This window comes from Kitasatospora sp. NPDC087861 (assembly GCF_044742585.1).
Taxonomy (GTDB): Bacteria; Actinomycetota; Actinomycetes; order Streptomycetales; family Streptomycetaceae; genus Kitasatospora.
The window spans coordinates 270,215-290,032 of record NZ_JBIUUS010000004.1; the positions used below are offsets into that span (position 1 = coordinate 270,215).

The 19,818-nt window shown below is 73.6% G+C and carries 14 protein-coding genes and 2 tRNA genes; 6 read left to right on the forward strand and 10 right to left on the reverse strand.

Annotated features, from left to right (window positions below; genetic code table 11):
• Nucleotides 1-108 precede the first annotated feature (108 nt).
• A tRNA-Asn gene (locus ACIOJE_RS08545) sits at nt 109-181 on the reverse strand.
• A gap of 61 nt (nt 182-242) precedes the next feature.
• Nucleotides 243-315: transfer RNA gene (locus ACIOJE_RS08550), tRNA-Asn, on the reverse strand.
• Between the two features lie 233 nt (nt 316-548).
• Between ACIOJE_RS08550 and ACIOJE_RS08555 the strand changes: the two genes are divergently transcribed.
• The 4 genes from ACIOJE_RS08555 to ACIOJE_RS08570 all read left to right on the forward strand — a co-directional run bounded on the left by ACIOJE_RS08555 (nt 549) and on the right by ACIOJE_RS08570 (nt 5,363).
• The gene (locus ACIOJE_RS08555) at nt 549-854 is read left to right on the forward strand and encodes a hypothetical protein (protein WP_280676908.1); all 306 of its coding nucleotides are present in this window, start codon (nt 549-551) and stop codon (nt 852-854) included.
• 107 nt (nt 855-961) lie between these two features.
• Nucleotides 962-2,395, forward strand: a complete 1,434-nt coding sequence (locus ACIOJE_RS08560; protein ID WP_280676910.1) for an FGGY family carbohydrate kinase — start codon at nt 962-964, stop codon at nt 2,393-2,395.
• A 97-nt stretch (nt 2,396-2,492) separates the two neighbouring features.
• Entirely contained in the window at nt 2,493-3,896 is a 1,404-nt protein-coding gene (locus tag ACIOJE_RS08565) for a glutamate decarboxylase (protein WP_280676912.1), read from the forward strand.
• A 399-nt stretch (nt 3,897-4,295) separates the two neighbouring features.
• The gene (locus ACIOJE_RS08570) at nt 4,296-5,363 is read left to right on the forward strand and encodes a DUF2690 domain-containing protein (RefSeq protein WP_400774398.1); all 1,068 of its coding nucleotides are present in this window, start codon (nt 4,296-4,298) and stop codon (nt 5,361-5,363) included.
• Between the two features lie 11 nt (nt 5,364-5,374).
• Here ACIOJE_RS08570 and ACIOJE_RS08575 read toward each other — a convergent pair whose 3' ends face one another.
• The 5 genes from ACIOJE_RS08575 to ACIOJE_RS08595 form a co-directional block, all read right to left on the reverse strand.
• Nucleotides 5,375-6,637, reverse strand: coding sequence for an RNA polymerase sigma factor (locus ACIOJE_RS08575; protein WP_400774399.1), 1,263 nt, complete (start codon nt 6,635-6,637; stop codon nt 5,375-5,377).
• 135 nt (nt 6,638-6,772) lie between these two features.
• On the reverse strand, nt 6,773-8,677 hold the full coding sequence (gene dnaG / locus ACIOJE_RS08580) for a DNA primase (protein WP_280676918.1): 1,905 nt from the start codon (nt 8,675-8,677) through the stop codon (nt 6,773-6,775).
• 59 nt (nt 8,678-8,736) lie between these two features.
• Nucleotides 8,737-10,050, reverse strand: a complete 1,314-nt coding sequence (locus tag ACIOJE_RS08585; protein WP_400774402.1) for a deoxyguanosinetriphosphate triphosphohydrolase — start codon at nt 10,048-10,050, stop codon at nt 8,737-8,739.
• Nucleotides 10,051-10,189: 139 nt separating this feature from the next.
• On the reverse strand, nt 10,190-11,185 hold the full coding sequence (locus ACIOJE_RS08590; RefSeq protein ID WP_400774404.1) for an SGNH/GDSL hydrolase family protein: 996 nt from the start codon (nt 11,183-11,185) through the stop codon (nt 10,190-10,192).
• Between the two features lie 158 nt (nt 11,186-11,343).
• Nucleotides 11,344-12,288 carry a PAC2 family protein gene (locus ACIOJE_RS08595; RefSeq protein WP_280676924.1) on the reverse strand — a complete coding sequence of 315 codons (945 nt, stop codon included), beginning with the start codon at nt 12,286-12,288 and terminating at the stop codon, nt 11,344-11,346.
• 647 nt (nt 12,289-12,935) lie between these two features.
• Between ACIOJE_RS08595 and ACIOJE_RS08600 the strand changes: the two genes are divergently transcribed.
• Complete coding sequence (locus ACIOJE_RS08600; protein WP_280676927.1) at nt 12,936-13,664, forward strand: GNAT family protein; 729 nt, start codon at nt 12,936-12,938, stop codon at nt 13,662-13,664.
• Here ACIOJE_RS08600 and ACIOJE_RS08605 read toward each other — a convergent pair.
• On the reverse strand, nt 13,654-14,919 hold the full coding sequence (locus tag ACIOJE_RS08605; protein ID WP_400774407.1) for an ADP-ribosylglycohydrolase family protein: 1,266 nt from the start codon (nt 14,917-14,919) through the stop codon (nt 13,654-13,656). The two genes, ACIOJE_RS08600 and ACIOJE_RS08605, sit on opposite strands and share 11 nt — an antisense overlap.
• Before the next feature lie 111 nt (nt 14,920-15,030).
• On the opposite strand from ACIOJE_RS08605, the gene ACIOJE_RS08610 reads away from it, so the two are divergent.
• Complete coding sequence (locus ACIOJE_RS08610) at nt 15,031-16,026, forward strand: hypothetical protein (RefSeq protein WP_400774409.1); 996 nt, start codon at nt 15,031-15,033, stop codon at nt 16,024-16,026.
• Nucleotides 16,027-16,051: 25 nt separating this feature from the next.
• On the opposite strand, the gene ACIOJE_RS08615 is transcribed toward ACIOJE_RS08610, so the two are convergent.
• Both ACIOJE_RS08615 and ppdK read right to left on the reverse strand, forming a co-directional pair.
• Complete coding sequence (locus ACIOJE_RS08615) at nt 16,052-16,567, reverse strand: ribonuclease (protein ID WP_280676931.1); 516 nt, start codon at nt 16,565-16,567, stop codon at nt 16,052-16,054.
• Nucleotides 16,568-16,800: 233 nt separating this feature from the next.
• The gene (gene ppdK, locus ACIOJE_RS08620; protein ID WP_400774412.1) at nt 16,801-19,509 is read right to left on the reverse strand and encodes a pyruvate, phosphate dikinase; all 2,709 of its coding nucleotides are present in this window, start codon (nt 19,507-19,509) and stop codon (nt 16,801-16,803) included.
• Nucleotides 19,510-19,818: the final 309 nt, after the last annotated feature.

Below are 19,818 nucleotides of genomic sequence, written 5' to 3' on the forward strand. Positions count from 1 at the left end.
CCCGTCCGGGAGACGTGACGGACGCGACAGCGGGCACGGCAACACGAAGGCCCCCCGGTCATCCGAGGGGCCTTCGCTCTGAGCAGTCACCGGGCGGACCCGATGCAGCTCCCGCATTTGGACTCGAACCAAAAACCTGCCGGTTAACAGCCGGCTGCTCTGCCAATTGAGCTATGCGGGATCGCGGTACCCAACTTCCGTACCACGGAAGGGAGGAGGACTCTTGCAAGTCCTCTCCCGAGCTCCCCCAATTGGACTCGAACCAATAACCTGCCGATTAACAGTCGGCTGCTCTGCCAATTGAGCTATGGGGGATCGGCTTCCGCCTCGGCCCCCGGTCTCCCGGGCTCCTCGGCGCTCGCTGCGGGACATACATTAGCGCACTCGGGGGGGTGGTCCGCCAATCGCTTTCGCCGGGCCGCCGCCGGGGCGCCCGCCCGGCGTGCCCGGCGAGCGCCCGGCACGGCGCCCGGGGATGCTGGGGGCACGGACGGTTCGCCGACCCGACGGACGGGTAGGGCATTGCGGCAGAAGGCCGCCAGGAGAGGGTGGATCCGATCATGTGGAAGCTGTCGATGGCCGCGGGGTTCGCGGCCGGGTACGTCCTGGGCTCCCGGGCCGGGCGCCGGCGCTACGACCAGATCGCGAAGGTCACCCGGCAGATCGCCCAGAACCCCACGGTGCAGGGTGCGGCGGACCGGGCCAGGCACCAGGCCGGCGCGGTCGCCGGGAAGGCCGCCGACGCCGTCGCGGACAAGGTCGGGGGCCGGTTGCCGAACGCCGTCACCGAGCGGGTGCCGTACTTCAACCGCTCCCGCGCCGAGGACGACGGCTGGGGTACCTTCCGTCCGTGACGGAGCGGTGACGCCAGGGTGTACCGGGGCCCTGGGCAGCGTTCCGAACGGGCAACACCTCACCCGGCCCGGACGCGTCCCGGGCCGGGCTGAGGCATGATCTCGACATGGCCATCGTCGCGGGGATAGACAGCTCGACCAACCGCACCCGGATCGTCGCGTGCGACACCGACACCGGCGCCGTCCTGCGCTCCGGAAAGGCGCCGCACCCCGTCCCCGAGGACCCGGACACCCGCCCCGGCGAGGCCGACCCGCAGATCTGGCTGCACTCGCTCGGCGACGCCGCGGCCGGCGGCCTGCTGGAGGGCGTCCGCGCCATCGGCGTCAGCGCGCAGCAGCACGGCATGATCGGCCTGGACGCGGGCGGGGTGCTGGTCCGGCCGGCGATCCTCTGGAACGACCCACGCTCCGGCGGCGCCGCCGCCAAACTGCTGGACGAGCTCGGCGGCCCGGCCGCCTGGACCGCCGCGATCGGCGCCGTCCCCGCCCCGACCTACACCATCGCCAAGCTGCGCTGGCTGGCCGAGTTCGAACCGGCCAACGCCCGCCGGGTGGCCGAGGTGCTGCTGCCGCACGACTGGCTGATCTGGCAGCTGCTCGGCCACCCCAAGCGCCGCACCACCGACCGGGGCGACGCCTCCGGCACCGGCTACTGGTCCCCGATCACCGGCGAGTACCGGCAGGACCTGGTCGAGCTGGCACTCGGCCACCACCTGAGGCTGCCCGAGGTGCTCGGCCCCGCCGAACCCGCCGGGCACACCCCCGAGGGCCTGCTGATCTCGGCCGGCACCGGCGACAACATGGCCGCCGCGCTCGGCCTCGGACTGCGCCCCGGAGACGCGGTGGTCTCGCTCGGCAGCGCCGGAACGATCTTCGCGGTGCACGAGCGGGCCGTGGTGGACGCCACCGGGCTGGTCTCCTCCTTCGCCGACGCCGGCGGCCGCCACCTGCCGATGGTCGCCACCCTCAACGCCGCCCAGGTGCTCCGCTCCACCGCGGCGATGCTCGGCCAGGACCTGGACGGCCTGAGCGACCTCGCCCTGCACTCCTCCCCCGGCGCGTACGGGCTGGTGCTCCTCCCCTACCTCGACGGCGAGCGGACGCCGGCCCTGCCGCACGCGGCCGGCACCCTGACCGGTCTGCGGGCCGAGTCGATGACGCCGCAGCACCTGGCCCGGGCCGCCGTCGAGGGCATGCTGTGCAACATCGCGGACGCCCTCGACGTGCTGCGCGTCCAGGGCGTCGCGGTGCGGCGGGTGTTCCTGCTCGGCGCGGCCGGGCGGCTGCCCGCCGTCCGGCACATCGCCCCGCCGCTGTTCGGCGTCCCGGTCGTGGTGCCGCCGCCGGGCGCCCACGCCGCCCGCGGGGCCGCCCGGCAGGCCGCCTGGGCGCTGGCCGGCACCCCGGAACCGCCGGAGTGGGAACTGCCGGACGCCGAGACCGTCGAGCCCGAGGGGGAACAGGACCTGGCGATCGGTTCGGCGGTGCGCCGGCAGTACCGCGCCGCCCGCGAGCAGATCCACCCGGAGACGGCGGCCTGACGCACGGCCCGAACCGCCCGGTGCAGATGCGTCACCCGGCGGCCGATGGCAGCGTTGGACGGGACACGGCCACCGGAGTGAAGGGCGGCAGGATCCCATGGCGCTGCACAAGGGGGCCGGCGACGACCGCCGGCTGAGCATCAGTCCGTTCATGGGCGCCGCCGACCCGCTGGGCACGATGAAGCTGGCGCCGCCGCTGCACCGGCTCGGCGCGGGGCCCGTCGCGGCCGACACCGCGTACCAGCTGATCCACGACGAGCTGATGCTCGACGGCAACGCCAGGCTCAACCTGGCGACCTTCGTCACCACCTCGATGGAGGCGCAGGCCACCCGGCTGATGACCGAGTGCCTGGACAAGAACATGATCGACAAGGACGAGTACCCGCAGACCGCCGAGCTGGAACGGCGCTGCGTGGCGATCCTCGCCGACCTCTGGCACGCACCCGACCCGGACAGCGCGGTCGGCTGCTCCACCACCGGCTCCAGCGAGGCCTGCATGCTGGCCGGCCTGGCGCTCAAGCGCCGCTGGATGCGCCGCAACGCCGACCGCTACTCAGCCGGGGCCCGGCCCAACCTGGTGATGGGCGGCAACGTACAGGTGTGCTGGGAGAAGTTCTGCAACTTCTGGGAGGTCGAGGCCCGCACCGCGCCGATGGAGGGCGAGCGCTTCCACCTCGACGCCGAGCAGGCGGTCGCGCTGTGCGACGAGAACACCATCGGCGTGGTCGGCGTGCTCGGCTCCACCTTCGACGGCTCCTACGAGCCGATCGCGGAGATCTGCGCGGCCCTGGACGGGTTCCAGCAGCGCACCGGCCTCGACATCCCGGTGCACGTGGACGGCGCCTCCGGCGGCATGGTGGCCCCCTTCCTCGACCCCGAGCTGGTCTGGGACTTCCGCCTCCCCCGGGTGGCCTCGATCAACAGCTCCGGGCACAAGTACGGCCTGGTCTACCCCGGCGTCGGCTGGGCCCTGTGGCGCGACCAGGAGGCGCTGCCGGAGGAACTGGTCTTCCGGGTCAACTACCTCGGCGGCGAGATGCCGACCTTCGCGCTCAACTTCTCCCGCCCCGGAGCCGAGGTGGTGGCGCAGTACTACGTCTTCCTGCGGCTCGGCCGGGACGGCTTCCGGGCCGTCCAGGGCGCCTGCCGCGAGGTCGCCACCTACCTGTCCGGGGCGATCGGGCGGTTGGGCGGCTTCCGGCTGCTGACCCGCGGCGACCAGCTGCCGGTCTTCGCCTTCACCACCACCGACGACGTGCCGTTCGACGTGTTCGACGTCTCGCGGCGGCTGCGCGAGCGCGGCTGGCAGGTGCCCGCCTACACCTTCCCCCCGAACCGGACGGACCTGTCGGTGCTCCGGGTGGTCTGCCGCAACGGCTTCTCCCAGGACCTCGCCGACCTGCTGCTGACCGACCTCACCCGGATCATGCCGGAGCTGCGGCGTCAGCCCGGCCCGCTCAAGGAGCTCGGGATTCCGGCCCGGTCAGGCTTCCACCACTGACGGCCACCGGGACGTGATCACGGTGGGGAGAGCGCGGCGAAGCGCCCTCCCCACCGTGCGTCCCGGACGAACCGGGGCAGCCTCCCCCCGCGAGGCTGCCCCGGCCGGTGGGGGAATCGGGACGTGGATGCCGGACTTCGGGCCGGTGACCGGTCCGGGTCCGAACGACGCCGCCGGGTGGCGAACCACACCGACCAGAGAACTGTGCACGACGAACGCGTGCGGGTTAAAGCGTTCCCGGGGGTTGTGAGACACTTCCGTCCGTCTCAGCGCCATGACCTGGGGTTTGGGACGCCAGGCCGATGAGTTTGGAGAAGCGGAGACACCCGAACGGCCCAGGCCGGAGCCCGTTCCGCTTTCCCCGTTCCCCGTGTCCGTCTCGCATCGTTGGAAGGCCCCATGGGTTCCGCCTGGAAGAACCTGCCCGAAGAGCTGTCCGAACCCGCCAGACGCCTGGCCGAGGAACTCCGGACCATCAAGGACGCCGCCGGGCTCTCGCTGTCCGAGCTGGCCACCCGGACGCACTACAGCCGGGCCTCCTGGGAGCGCTGGCTCAACGGCAAGCGGGTCATCACCGAGCAGGCGCTGGAGGCGCTGACGGGGGCGGTGGACTGCGACCGGGCCGCCCTGCGGGCGCTGTGGGAGCAGGCCGTGGCGACGCCCGGGGAGGACGGCGAGCCCGTCCCGGAGGAGGCTCCCGAGGAGGACGCGGCGGTCGAGGAGCCCCCGGCGGAAGGGCCCTCCGCACAGGCGCCCGCGGCCGGCCAACCGGACCAGCCGGACCTGTTGGACGGGACCGACCGGCCCGGCGACGCCGGGAGGCCGCCGGTGGCGTGGTGGCGGCACCCGGCGACGCTGCCGGTCGGCGCCGCCGTGCTGGTGACCCTGCTGGTGCTCGTCGGCCTGCGGATCACCCGGCACCAGGAGCAGCCGGAGGCCGTCGCCGAGCCCGTCCCGACCGCCTCGCCGACCGCCACCGAGGCCAAGCCCGTCCCGGCCACCCCCACCTGCCAGGCCGTCGGCTGCGCGCACAAGGACCCCAAGGCCACCGGCTGCGGCAAGGACGCCCGGACCCTGCAGACCGACGTCATCGGCAAGGTGGTCGTCTACCTCCGGTACAGCCAGACCTGCCAGGCGGCCTGGGCGGCGATCACCGAGGGCCAGCCGAAGGACTACGCGACCATCACCGACGGCTCCGGCGAGAGCGAGATGGCGCTCATCCACTGGGGCTACGACAACTACTCGTCGATGCTGGACGCGGCGGACCCCGCCACCACCTTCCAGGTCTGCGGGTACCAGCCGGCCGGGCACGTCTGCACCCCGACCGTCTCCGACCTGGCCACCGTGGTGGCCTCCACCCCGATCCCGATCGGCCCCGCCTCACCGCCCCCGGGCACCGGCACGGGCTCGGCGGCCACCGACCCGCCGTCCCCCGCCCAGCCGACCACCGCGCAGCCCTCGCCGTAAGCGCCGGTGGTTCAGTCGAGGTACCCGCGCAGCTGCGCCGCGAAGGCGTGGTCGCGGAGCTTGATCAGCGTCTTCGACTCGATCTGGCGGATCCGCTCCCGGGTCACGCCGAACACCGTGCCGATCTCCTCCAGCGTGCGCGGGCGGCCGTCGTCCAGCCCGTAGCGGAGCTGGACGACCTGGCGCTCCCGCTCGCCCAGGGTGGCCAGGACCGCGTCCAGGTGCTGGCGCAGCAGCAGGAAGGTGGCGGACTCCGCGGGTGAGGCGGCGTCGGCGTCCTCGATCAGGTCGCCGAGCGCGACGTCGTCCTCCTCGCCGACCGGGGTGTGCAGCGAGATCGGCTCCTGGGCCAGCCGGAGCAGTTCGCGCACCCGCTCCTCGGTCAGCTCCAGGGCGGCGGCGATCTCGGCTGAGGTCGGTTCCAGGCCGCGTTGCTGCAGCAGGACGCGCTGCACCCGGACCACCCGGTTGATCAGCTCGACCACGTGCACCGGCACCCGGATCGTTCGGGCCTGGTCGGCCAGCGCCCGGCTCATCGCCTGCCGGATCCACCAGGTGGCGTACGTGGAGAACTTGTAGCCGCGGGCGTAGTCGAACTTCTCCACCGCCCGGATCAGGCCCAGGTTGCCCTCCTGGATCAGGTCCAGCAGGGTCAGCCCACGGCCCACGTAGCGCTTGGCGACGGACACCACCAGGCGCAGGTTCGCCTCGATCAGCCGGCGCTTGGCGATCCGGCCCAGCACCACCAGGGTGTCCAGTTCGCGGGCCAGGTGGTCGGGCGGCGGCGGGTCGCCGTTCAGCCGGTCCTCGGCGAACAGGCCGGCCTCGACCCGGCGGGCCAGCTCCACCTCCTCGACGGCGGTGAGCAGCCGGACCCGGCCGATCTCGCGCAGGTACTGGCGGAGCAGGTCCGCCGCCGGTCCGGCGACGCCCTCGGCCTGCGGGCGGGACTCCTCCCCGTCCCCACCGTCGGAGGACTCGCCGTCGGAGGACTCGCCACCGGAGGGCTCGCCACCGGAGGGCTCGCCGTCGGACTCCGGGGCCTCGCCGTCGAGCCCGGGCGCCTCGGCGTCGAGGTCCGGCTCCGGGCTCTCGGGGTGCCCCTCCGGCAGGCCCTGGGCGGGGACCCGGGCGCCGTCCGGGGGTGCGGCCCCGGCCCGGCCGTGGTCGGTCTCCTGCTCCCCGGTCGGGCCGCCGGGGTTCGGTCGGGTACTGGTGGTGGTCGGTGCGGCGGTCGCACCGGACGTCGCGGCAAGGCCTTGGTCCACGGGCATCCCTCGGGGCGGGCGCGACTCTGGCGGACCCGCGCTGGACGGAGGTGGGACGCCCTCCAGTGTGCGGTACGCCACGCTCCGTGGCCGAGACTCGTGCGCGGACTTTCTCCGCTGTTCCCGCCGGCCCGCCCGCGCCTACAGGGCCGCGGCGCCCCGGCTGCGGAGCTGCTGGCCGTACTGCTGGAGCTGCCACAGCTCGGTCTGCACCGCGTGCAACTGCTCGGCGTCGGCCCGGTGGCCGAGCCGCTGCAGGTAGCCGCGCACCTCGGCGATCCGCCGGTCCACCGCCAGCAGGCGCAGCTTGACCAGGAACTCCCCCGCGTAGATCGCGTCCACCTTCCGGCGCGAGCGCACCGGCTCGACGGTCAGCTCGGTCACCAGCGAACGCACCTGGTCGTCCGGGGCCGCCTCGCGCACCGCGTTGGTGAAGTCCGGCAGCGTCGCCCCGTACGCGGCGCCGCCGGCCTTGGCGATGGCCTGCCGGACGGCGGTGTAGGGCAGGGTGGGGAACTCGTCGTCGCCGTAGTGGTCGAAGGCCGGGCTGACCAGGTCCGGGTGCTGGAGCGCCAGTTTGAGCAGCTCCCGCTCGACGAACTGGGCCGGGTCGCGCGGGTTGAGCCGGAAGGCGGGTTGGGCCGGTCGGGCCGGCGCGGGCTCGGGGCGGCGGCCGCGGTCGGCGCCCCTGGGATTCTGCTGGCGCTCGCGGTCCCAGCGGGCCAGCTGGGAGACCCGGCGGACGACGAAGGGCTCGTCCAGGATGCCGAGCATGCCGGCCAGGCGGACGGCGTACTCGTGCTGGATCGAGCGGTCCTTGATCTTGGCGACGATCGGGGCCGCCTCCTCCAGCGCCGCCGACCGCCCCTCCGGGGTGTCCACCCGGTGCCGGGCCACCGCCGAGGTCAGCGCGAACTCGAACAGCGGGACGGGGTTGTCGATCAGCTGCTTGACCGCCTCGTCGCCCTGGGCCAGGCGCAGCTCGCACGGGTCCATGCCGCCCGGGCTGACCGCGATGGAGGTCTTGGCGGCGAACTTCTGGTCGTCCTCGAAGGCCCGCAGGGCGGCCTTCTGGCCGGCCGCGTCGCCGTCGAAGGTGAAGACCGTCTCGCCGCGGTACTGCGAGGTGTCCATCAGCAGCCGGCGGATGATCTTGATGTGGTCCTCGGCGAAGGCCGTGCCGCAGGTGGCCACCGCCGAGGTGACCCCGGCCAGGTGGCAGGCCATCACATCGGTGTAGCCCTCGACCACCACCGCGCGGCCCGACTTGGCGATCTCCTTCTTCGCCAGGTCGATGCCGTACAGCACGTGCGACTTCTTGTAGATCGGCGTCTCGGGCGTGTTCAGGTACTTCGGGCCGTTGTCGTCCTCGCGCAGGCGGCGGGCCCCGAAGCCGACCACCTCGCCCGCGATGTCCCGGATCGGCCAGACCAGCCGGCCCCGGAAGCGGTCGATCAGACCGCCGCGCTGGCCCTGCGAGGCCAGGCCGCCGAGCAGGATCTCCTTGTCGGAGAAGCCCTTGCCGCGCAGGTAGCGGACCAGGTGCTCCCAGCCGACCGGCGCGTAGCCGACGCCGAAGGTCCGGGCGGCCTCCTCGTCGAAGCCGCGCTCGGCCAGGAAGCGGCGGCCGATCTCGGCCTCCGGCCCGGCCAGCTGCTCCTGGTAGTAGGCGGCGGCGACCTTGTGCGCCTCGACCAGGCGGGTCCGCTCGCCCTGCTGGTGGCGGGGGTTGTAGCCGCCCTCCTCGTAGCGCAGGGTGATGCCGGCCTGGGCGGCCATCCGCTCGACGGCCTCGGCGAAGGTGAAGTGCTCGATCTTCATCAGGAAGGCGATGGTGTCGCCGTTCTCCTGGCAGCCGAAGCAGTGGAAGACGCCCTTGGCGGGGTTCACGTAGAAGGAGGCGGACTTCTCGTCGTGGAAGGGGCAGACGCCCTTGTACTCGCCGCCGCCACCGTTGGTCAGCTGAACGTAGTCGCCGACCACCGCGTCGATCGGCAGTGCGCTGCGCACCGCCTGTACGTCTTCGTCCCTGATCCGCCCGGCCACCCCGGAAGTCTACTGGGGTGGCCGGGGTTTCCGGCCGGCCGCGTAGCGGACCGGCCGGGTCAGGACCAGGCGGCGCCGACGAGCCGGGCGTGCAGGGCGAGGGCGGAGGCGTCGGTGAGGGTGGCGATCTGGTCGATGACCGCCCGCAGGGCGGCGCGGTCGTCCTCGGCCTCACGGTAGAGCGCGGCGAACACCGGGTCCAGGCCCTCGGGGGCGCGCTGGGCGAGCACGTACGCCAGCTCGGCGATCACGATCCGCTGGCGGGCCCGCAGCTGGGCCTGCTCGTCGCGCTGCATCACGAAGCGGACGGCGACCGCCTTGAGCACCGCGCACTCCAGCCGGACACCGCGCGGCACCACCAGCTCGGCCGTGTACCGGGTGAGTCGGCCGGGGCCGTAGCGGGCCCGGGTGGCCTGCTCGGCGGCCAGGCAGAAGCGGCCGATCAGCTGGCTGGTGAGGTCCTTCAGCCCGGCCCGGGCGCGGGCCGTGCCGTCGTACGCGCGGGGCCACCAGTCCTGGCCGAGCAGCCGGTCGAGGGCGGCGGCCAGCTCCTCCGGCCCGGCGTCCGGGGCGTAGCGCTCGGCGACCTTGAAGAGCTCGGCCCGTTCGCTCGGCGCGCGCAGCGCGGCCGGGTCGATGTGGCCGGCCTGGAGGCCGTCCTCGACGTCGTGGGTGGAGTAGGCGACGTCGTCGGACCAGTCCATGACGGTGGCCTCGAAGCACTTGCGCCCGGCCGGGGAGCCGGCCCGCAGCCAGCGGAACACCGGCAGGTCGTCGGCGTATACGCCGTACTTGGACGAGGCCGGGTCGACCGGGTGCGCGCCGCGGGTCCACGGGTACTTGGTGGCGGCGTCGAGGGCGGCACGGGTCAGGTTGAGGCCGACGCTGCGGCCGGGCCAGGGCGCCAGCCGGGCGGCGGGCTGCTCGCCCGGCGGGGCGAAGCGCTTGGGTTCGAGCCGGGTGAGGATGCGCAGCGACTGCGCGTTGCCCTCGAAGCCGCCGCAGGCCTCGGCGGCCTGGTCGAGCGCCTCCTCGCCGGTGTGGCCGAACGGCGGGTGGCCGATGTCGTGGGCCAGACAGCCGGCCTCCACGAGGTCCGGGTCGCAGCCCAGGGCCGCTCCCAACTCCCGCCCGACCTGAGCGCATTCGAGGGAGTGGGTGAGCCGGGTGCGGGGGAAGTCGGTGCGCATCGGGGCGACCACCTGGGTGATGCCGGCCAGCCGCCGCAGCGCCGCCGAGTGCAGCACCCGGGCGCGGTCGCGCTGGAAGGCCGTACGGCCCGGGCGCTTGTCCGGTTCGGGGACCCAGCGGGCCTCGGCGGTGCGGTCGTACGGGAACGGGGCGGCGGCGAGGCGGTTCGCGGTGTCATCCATATGCTCCTCACCGTACGCCGCGCCCCCGACACCCGGGGTGAGCCGCGCGCGAAGGGGCGCGGGCCGGGGCGTGAATCCTGCGGTACGCGCTGGTGCCCGCCCCGGCCTGCCGTCTTCGCCCTCAGCCTCGCCCTCAGCCTCAGCCGCGGACGGCCTTCAGGACGGCGGCGGCCACCGCCTCCTGCCCCTTGGCGTTGGGGTGGATCGCCGCCAGGCCCGGGGCCGGGAACGGCGGCTCGACCCAGCGGGTGGCCTCGCCCGCGCACATGTCGTGCCCGGCCGAGGGGGTGGCCGCGTCCACGAACACCGCGCCGGCTCCCTCCGCGCGCTTCTTCAGCATGCCGTTGAGCTGCTGCTCCTTCTCCGAGAGGAAGCCCAGGTCTCCCCCGGCGACCGTCTTGCCCAGCACCGGCCGGCAGGCCTCCGGGTCGGACGGCAGCAGCGTCGGGTACCCGATCACGTACACCCGGGCCTGCGGGGAGCGGTGCTTGATGTCCTGCAGGATCCGGCCGAGCTGCTCACCGGCCGCGTCGACCTTGCGCTGCACCTGGTCGGTGCCGCCGGAGGCGTAGTGCTCGCGGCAGGGCGAGGCCGCGCGCGAGGCGCCGACCATGCCCTTCACCGCGTCCACCAGGTTCTCCTTGGCGCACTCCTTGACGACCTCCATGAAGCCCGCGTCGTTGCCGCCGATGCCGACCGTCACCAGCCGGGTGGCCGGGGTCAGCGCGTCCAGCTGGGGCGGGTTGGTGCCGTGGTCGGTCTCCTGGGCGCCGGTGAGGTCCCCGGTGCGGGCGCCGCTGCAGCTGACGTCCTGGAACTTGTCGGCCGCCAGCCCGAGCCCCTTCGCCACCAGGGACGGGTAGTTGACCCCCGAGCGGGCGCAGCCCGTCGGCTCGCCCACCTGCGGGGCGATCTTCAGCCCGGCGGTGTACGAGTCGCCGAGGGCCACGTACGGGCCGGTGGGCGGCGGGGTGGGCTTCGGGCTCTTGGCGGGCAGCGCGCCCGCGAAGCCCGAACCGCCGTCGGCCCCTCCCGCGCCGGTGCACCCGGCGAGCAGCAGTGCGGCCAGCCCGGCCGTCAGGGCGGCGGTCGGGCGCATGGTCCTGGACATGGTCGCGCGCGTGGTCGTGCGCATGGCATCCCCCCGGGGATAGGCGTCGCGGACAGCTCCGTACGGCGGCGCGTCCCCCGACGCCGCAAGAACCAACGAACGGCGCCACCGAATGACTCCCGCGACTCCCGACCGCTGATGACGGACCGGGCGGACCCGGCCCCGCCGGGCCTGCTCCGGACCTACTCCGCGCCGCGCTCGTGCTCGGCCAGGAACTGCTCGAAGCGCCGCCCCAGCTCGTCCGCCGACGGCAGGTCCACCGGCTCGGCCAGCAGGCTCTCCCGGCCCTCCGCGCCCGCCACCGCGTCGTACTGGCCCTCCATGCCGCGGATGGCCGAGCGCAACTCGCCGTCCCCGTGCGCCAGCTGCTCCTCGATGTCGGCGTACACCTCGCCGACCCGCTCGCGCAGCCGGTTGCCGGGCAGCACCAGGCCGGTGGCGGACTGCACCGCCTCCAGGATCAGCACGGCGGCGGCCGGGTAGGCCGAGCGCGCCACGTAGTGCGGGACGTGCACGGCGAAGCCCAGCACGTCGTGCCCGGCCTCGGCCAGGCGGTACTCCAGCAGCGCCTGGGCACTGCCCGGGACCTGCGCCTGCTCGAACCACTGCGGGTAGCCGGCCGCCAGGTCCAGCCGGTTGCCGTGCGGGGTCAGACCGACCGGGCGGGTGTGCGGCACGCCCATCGGGATGCCGTGGAAGTCCACCGACAGCCGGACCTCGAAGCGCTCCACCAGCTCGCGGACGGCGCCGGCGAAGCGCTCCCACTCGACGTCCGGCTCGGGGCCGGTGAGCAGCAGGAACGGCGCGCCCGCGGAGTCGCGGACGAGCTGGAGCAGGATCTCCGGCGGCTCGTAGGACGTCCACTGGTCGCGGTCGAAGACCATCGCGGGGCGGCGCGCCCGGTAGTCGACCAGACGGTCGTGGTCGAAGCGGGCCACCACCTGCGGCGAGCCCGTCTCCAGGAGGTGGGCCACCACCTGGCCGCCGGCCTCGCCGGCGTCCATGAAGCCCTCGAAGTGCTGGAGCAGCACGAGGCCCGCACCGGTGTCGCGCAGCTCCACGTTGGCCGCCGCCACCGCGGCCACGCCCTGCTGATCCAGCTCGTACAGCGCCTGGAAGTCACGCACCGCGCACCCAACCCCGTTCTCTACTCGTCACGACGTACCGGCTTCTCGTCCTCTCCAGCGTGCCGGGCACCGCCGGAATTCCCGACCGCCCCGGAAGGCGCGCCCGGCGGCCTCCGCCGACCGCTCCGGATCATGATCGCACCCGGGGGGAAAGCCCCTGGTCACGGGTGTTCAACGGCCCGGCCGGGGAGGTGCGGTGGAGGCCCGCACCGCCATTCGCGTGCCGCGAAGTGACGCACCGCCTTCTGGCGGGTATCGTCCTCTCGCTGCCTCGCATCGTCGCGTCGTCGTCACGTCGTCCGTAACGCCGTCGACCACGTCCCGGACCGGTGTTCGGCCAGCCACCCACGACGCATCTTGCCTTCACCTGGCCGCCTGCTTCCCTTCGCGCTCTCGTTTCCTCCTCGGCCATTTCGCGGACGCACACTGTCCCCTCGCTCATCCCGCCGGACCGGTCCGAGGATCCGTGTCCGTTCCGGCACCGCGCCGCCCGCTCCGGGCCGCCGCCCCCGCCCCGCCCGACCGGTCCTCCGGCGTGCACGGGTACCCGGCGGGCGGACTCCGGATCGGGGCGAACAGTCAAGCGCAGCCCGAGCCGCACCCCGGCACGGGAGGCACCCTCCGACCGATGAAGGACCGAAGGTTCCGTGCCCGTACCTGTCATCCTCACCGGCCGCACCGTGCGGCTGGAGCCCCTCGCCGCGCACCATGCCGAGGCCATCGCCAAGGCCGGCGCCGAGGACCGTACGACCTACGCCTTCACGCCCGTCCCGCACGGCCTGGAGGCGGCCCGCGACTACATCGCGCGGGCCCTCTCCGACCAGGCCGCGGGACGGTCGCTGCCGTTCGCGACGGTGAACCTCGCCGACGGCCGGGTGGTCGGCTCCACCCGGTTCCTGGAACTCGACTACTGGCAGGGCCCGGTGGTCTGGCCGCCGGTGCCCGGGGTGCCGGTCGGCGACCCGGCCACGGCCGTCCCGGACGCCGCCGAGATCGGCAACAGCTGGCTCTCGCCGCGCGCCCAGGGCACCGGCATCAACACCGAGGCCAAGCTGCTGATGCTGCGCCACGCCTTCGAGGAGTGGGGGGTGCAGCGGATCTCGCTGCGTGCCGACGCCCGCAACCAGCGCTCGTGCACCGCCATCGAGCGGCTCGGCGCCACCTCCGAGGGCGTCCGCCGGGCCCACTCGCGCGGGCTCGACGGCGTGGTGCGCTCCACCGCGTTCTACTCGATCCTCGACTCCGAGTGGCCCGCGGTGCGCGACATCATCGAGCTGCGGATCGCCGCCGCCACCTCGCCCAGCGCCCCGGATCCGGCGATCAACCAGGAGTGCCTTAGACACGGCGGCGGTCCCGGGCACCTGATCACGGCCTGAACGGCACCCGTTCGCCGGTGGCGGCGGTCGCCAGGATCCAGGCGAGCAGCGCCGTGCCGTGCTGCTCGCCCGGCAGGGCCATCCAGCGGTTGCGGCTCGCCTCGACGATCGCCGAGACCGGGCGCCGGCCGCCGCGCGCCGAGGTGACAGCCACCTCCCAGACGGCGTGGCCGCTGCGGGAGTGGCAGATCCGGACGGTGCCCTCCCGGGTGTGGACGGACCACCGGTGGTCCAGCGCCGCCGGATCCGAGCCGGTCCGGATCCGCTGCCACTGCTCCTCCGTCCACACCACGTCCGGAACCGGGTGCGGGCGCGGGACCAGCATGTCGGCGCGGCCCCGGCCGCCGGTGACCGACCCGGGCTCCGGGAACGCCCAGGCCGGCAGCGGCTCGCGGGCCGCCAGCCAGGCCGCCGGGATGCCCCGGGTCCCGGTGTACGCGGCGACCACTCCCCCGGTGATCGCCGCGACGGTGTCCATGTCCCCGCCGGCCGCGACCGCCTCCCGGACGGCGGCCGGGTAGTCGGCCAGCCGGCGGGCGGCGCACCACAGGGCGTACGGGACGGTGTCGGCGGCGGACGTCCGGCTGCCGTTGCCGAGCACCCGGGCGGCCGCCGCCGGATCCGGCTCGGCGAGCAGGGCGGCCGCCTCGGCCAGACCGTCGTGGACGGCACCGCTCGGGGTGTAGTGCCGGACCTTGGTCAGGAAGCCGCTCGGCGTCATGGCCTCGGTCCGCGCCCGCACCGCGAACGCGGCGGCCACCGCGACCGCGACGGCGCCGTCCACCGCCTGCGGGTGGGTGTGCGTGATCGCCGCCGTCTCGGCGGCCAGCCGGACGACCTCGTCCAGGTCCCCGGCGCACGCCGCCCCCAGCGGGGCCACCCGCATCGCGGCGCCGTTGCCGTACGAGCCCTGGCCGTCGAAGAGTTCGGCCGCCAGGACCCGGGCGTCGCCGCCCTCGCGGACCAGCCGCAGCAGGCGGTTGGCGGCCGGGCCGTAGCCCCGGTCGAAGTCGTGGCGCAGGGCGAACGCCTGGGTGAGGTCGGCGGTGTCGATCGTGCCGCGTTCGGTGTGCGCCGCGTACACCGAGCAGGCCATCTCGGTGTCGTCGGTCCACGGCCAGGGGCCGGGCGGGTCGGTGCGGTCGGCGAAGTGGGCGGCGGCGGTGGCGGGGACGAAGAACTGGGCGCCGAAGGCGTCGCCGACGGAGAGACCGTCGAGCGCGTCGAGCGCGGGGCTGGTGGGTGGAGTCGTCATATGGCCCCCAGCAGAACGGTTCGACCGACACCCCGTCAACATCATTCCCGCGAGCGCCCCCGACGGGCGATGTTTCGCATACCCCCGATCCAGGCGGGCAGCACCCAGGGCATGACCCGCGCGAACCCTCCCGACCCCGTCGTGCTGCTCGGCGCCGACCAGCAGCACATCGTCACCCGGGCGCAGCTGCGCCGACTCGGGGTGCCGTCCGGCACCATCGCCCACCGGCTGCGCCCCGGCGGGCCCTGGCAGCAGGTGCTGCCCCGGGTGATCTGCCTGCAGACCGGGCGGCTGACCGCCCATCAGCGACTGCGCGCCGCACTGGCGTACGCGAGCCCGAAGGGGCGGGCGCCGCAGGCCGGCGAGGTACTGCTGACCGGGGACGCGGTGCTGGCCGACGCCGGACTGCCGAGCGCCGGGCACCCGGCGGACCTCGGCCGGGTCGATGTGCTGATCCCCGGTCAACGCCGGGTCGGCGACCGCGAGTTCGTCCGGGTCCACCGGGCGGCCGGGCCGCTGCCGGGCGGCTTCGAGCGGGACGACGGGCTGTGGAGCACCACCGTCGCCCGGGCCCTGGCCGACCTCGCGCCGGGCGAGACCGGGCAGCGCCGGTTCCGGGCGCTGTGCGCGGAGGCCGTCCAGCGGCGGCACTGCGAACTCGGCGAGCTGCTGGACCACTTGCTGGCCCGGCCGGGCGCGCTCGGGCTGCCGCAGGTGGCCCGGGTGGTGGAGGACCTCACCGCCGGGGTGCGGTCGGTGGTCGAGGGCGAGGCCCGCGAACTCCTGGCGCACGCGGGCCTGCCCGAGCCGCTGTGGAACCCGGTGCTCTTCCGGGACGGCCGCTTCCTCGCCGTCCCGGACGCCTACTGGCCGCACGCCTGCGTGGCGTTGGAGATCGACTCCCGCGCCTGGCACCCGCGCCCCGCCGACCACGAACGCGGCCGGGCCCGCGCCAACCGGCTGACCGCCGCCGGCCTCCCCGTGGTCCGCACCACCCCGATCCAGCTCCGGCGCGACCCCACCCCGGTCCTCCACGAGCTGACCGCCCTCCTCACCACCGGCCCGCACGGCCCCCACCTCCGCATCACCTGGCGCCGGGCCCGTTGAGGACCCGGCGGGCGGGCGGCGGCGGTCAGCAGCGCGGGTCGATCTCCTGGAAGGTGGCGTAGTGGTCCGCCGACCAGTACTGCTCGCCGGAGTTGCCGGTGACGACGCGGCGGGTGCCGCGGTCGTTGGAGCCGGGGGTGACGACGGTGAACTCGTGGTAGTAGCCGCCGGACTTCTTCGGCAGGCGGCTCTCGCGGTTCTCGAAGACGATGCCGTCACGGTTGTACGGGTAGGGGCCGCCCTTGGCGATCAGGCCGAGGGTGTCCTGGGCCTGGCTGGGGAGCTTGGTGCGGCAGACGTCGGCGAGCGCCGGGTCGGCGGGCACCCAGGTGCCGCTCGGGGCGGGGGTGCCGCCGGCCGGCGGGGACGGCTTGGGCGCCGAGGGCTTGGCGGCCGAGGCGCCCGCCGTGGTGGCGGTGGAGCTCGCGGCGGCCTTGGGGTGGCTGCTGCCGCCCTTGCCGGCGAGCAGGTACCCGATCCCGGCGACGAGGGCCAGGATCAGGACGGCCACGACGACGAGCGGGCTTTTGCGTCTGGTCATGCGCCCCAGCTTGGCAGGCCCGCACGCTCCGTCCGTCCAGCTGCACACGTGGCCACCGCCACACCCGGCCGGGCGCAGACGTACGGCCGGGCGGGGACGGACGCCATTGTCCGTCCCCGCCCGGCCGTGTCACGTACGCCGGTTCTCCTGCGCCGAGCTCCGGTGTACGCCCTCCCGACGGGAGGGAAGCGGTCAGTCCGGCCCGCGGCCGAGGAGGGGATGCCTACCCTCTCTCAGCGCGAGTCGCTGCCCGCCGTCTCGATGGCGGCGCGGCCTGCCTCCAGGCGCGCCACCGGGATCCGGAAAGGGGAGCAGGAGACGTAGTCCAGCCCCACCTCGTGGAAGAAGTGGACCGAGTCCGGGTCGCCGCCGTGCTCGCCGCAGACGCCGAGCTTGAGGTCGGGGCGGGTGGCCCGGCCGGCCTCGACGGCGTGCTTGACGAGCGCGCCGACACCGTCGCGGTCGATGGTCTCGAACGGGGAGACCCCGAAGATGCCCTTCTCCAGGTAGGCGGTGAAGAACGAGGCCTCCACGTCGTCCCGGGAGAAGCCCCAGACGGTCTGGGTGAGGTCGTTGGTGCCGAAGGAGAAGAACTCGGCGGCCTCGGCGATCTGGCCGGCGGTGACCGCGGCGCGCGGCAGCTCGATCATGGTGCCGAGCTTGATGTCCAGCTGCACGCCGGTGGACTGGGCGACCTCGGCGAGCACGCGCTCGCACTCGTCGCGGACCAGCTCCAGCTCCTGGACGGTGCCGACCAGCGGGATCATCACCTCGGGGCGCGGGTCGCCGCCGGCCAGCCTGCGCTCGGCGGCGGCCTCGGCGATGGCGCGGACCTGCATGCCGAACAGGCCGGGGATGACCAGGCCGAGGCGGACGCCGCGCAGGCCGAGCATCGGGTTCTGCTCGTGCAGCTTGTGCACCGCCTGGAGCAGGCGCAGGTCGTTCTCGTTCGGGTCCTTGCGGGCCTCGGCGAGGGCGACGCGCACCGACAGCTCGGTGATGTCCGGCAGGAACTCGTGCAGCGGCGGGTCGAGCAGGCGGACGGTGACGGGCAGGCCGTCCATGGCCTGGAAGAGCTCCAGGAAGTCGCCCTTCTGCAGCGGCAGCAGGGTGGAGAGGGCGAGTTCGCGGTCCTTGTCGTTGTCCGCCAGGATCAGGTGCTCGACCTCCTTGCGCCGCTCCTCGCCGAGGAACATGTGCTCGGTGCGGCACAGGCCGATGCCCTGGGCGCCGTAGCGGCGGGCACGCCCGCCGTCCTCGGCGTTGTCGGCGTTGGCGCGCACGGCGAGCCGGCGGCGGCCGTCGGCGTGCGACATCAGCCGGTGGACGGCCTGGACGAGCCCGCCCTGGACGTCGGCGCCGGCGTGCAGGGTGCCTTCGAAGTACTCGACGACGGGGGACGGCAGGACGGGTACCTCACCGAGGTAGACCTTGCCGGTGGCGCCGTCGATGGAGACGACGTCCCCCTCCTCCAGCACCAGGCCGTCGGCGGTGGTCATCCGGCGGCGCTTGGTGTCGACCTCCAGCTCCTCGGCGCCGCAGACGCAGGTCTTGCCCATGCCGCGAGCGACGACGGCGGCGTGCGAGGTCTTGCCGCCGCGCGAGGTGAGGATGCCCTCGGCGGCGATCATGCCGTCCAGGTCGTCCGGGTTGGTCTCGCGGCGGACCAGGATGACCTTCTCGCCCGAGCGGGACCACTTGACGGCGGTGTAGGAGTCGAAAACGATCTTGCCGATGGCCGCGCCGGGCGAGGCGGCGAGACCCCAGGCGATCTGCTTGGACTCGGTGTTCGGCGCGAAGCGCGGGAACATCAGCTGCGAGAGCTGGCCGCCGGTGACCCGCATGAGGGCCTCGTCCAGGTCGATCAGGCCCTGGTCGACCAGCTGGACGGCGATCCGGAAGGCCGCGGCGGCGGTGCGCTTGCCGACGCGGGTCTGCAGCATCCAGAGCTTGCCGCGCTCGATGGTGAACTCGATGTCGCAGAGGTCGCGGTAGTGGTTCTCGAGCGTGTGCATGATCGCCATCAGCTCGTCGTACGACTTCTTGTCGAGCTTCTCCAGCTCGGCCAGCGGCAGGGTGTTGCGGATGCCCGCGACGACGTCCTCACCCTGGGCGTTGGACAGGTAGTCGCCGTACACGCCCTGCGCGCCGGTGGAGGGGTCACGGGTGAAGGCGACGCCGGTGCCGGAGTCCTCGCCGAGGTTGCCGAAGACCATGCTGCAGACGTTGACCGCGGTGCCGAGGTCGTTCGGGATGCGCTCCTGCCGGCGGTACAGGCGGGCGCGGTCGCCGTTCCAGGAGTGGAAGACGGCGTGGATGGCGAGGTCCATCTGCTCGCGCGGGTCCTGCGGGAAGGCCCGGCCGGTCTCGCGCTCGACGATGCCCTTGAACACCTCGACGAGTTCCCGGAGGTCGGAAGCGTCCAGGTCCAGGTCGTTGACGGTGCCCTTGGCGTGCTTGGCCTCGTCCAGGGCCTCCTCGAACAGCTCGCCGTCGACGCCCAGCACGGTCTTGCCGAACATCTGGACCAGGCGGCGGTAGGAGTCCCAGGCGAAGCGCTCGTTCCCGGACTGGGCGACGAGGCCGACCACCGAGGCGTCGGAGAGCCCGATGTTGAGGACGGTGTCCATCATGCCGGGCATGGAGAACTTCGCGCCCGAGCGCACGGACACCAGCAGCGGGTTGTCGGCCTGGCCGAGCTTCTTGCCCATCTCCTGCTCGAGCGCGTCGAGGTGGGCGCCGATCTCCTGGTGGAGCGAGGCCGGCTCGCTGCCGGTCTCCAGGAAGACCTTGCAGGCCTCGGTGGTGATGGTGAACCCCGGAGGGACGGGGAGGCCAAGGTTGGTCATCTCGGCCAGGTTCGCGCCCTTGCCGCCGAGAAGGTCCTTGAGGTCCTTGTTTCCTTCAGTGAAGGAGTAAACAAACTTCTGCTGGGACGGCACGGGTCGGTCTCCTCGTACGCGGTTGCCCTGACGCCGGAGAACATACCCATTTCGAAGGTTCTTCTCTGCCCCGAATGGGCCGTACGAGGCCGGTACTCGGGGGTAACCCGCTAGATCGAATGCACATAAAGGCGTTCACCTCTGTTGGTGAAATCGTCCGGATGACGCTAGCCCGCGTTCAAGTCTTGAAGCAATGGAACCTGAAGATCGCATGATTCGGACGGACGGTAGCGGTCTCGGGTCGCCCGCGTTGCCCCGGCTTGATTTCCTGCACTCGGATCGGCCGATCCCCGGCCGGCCGGCTTCGGG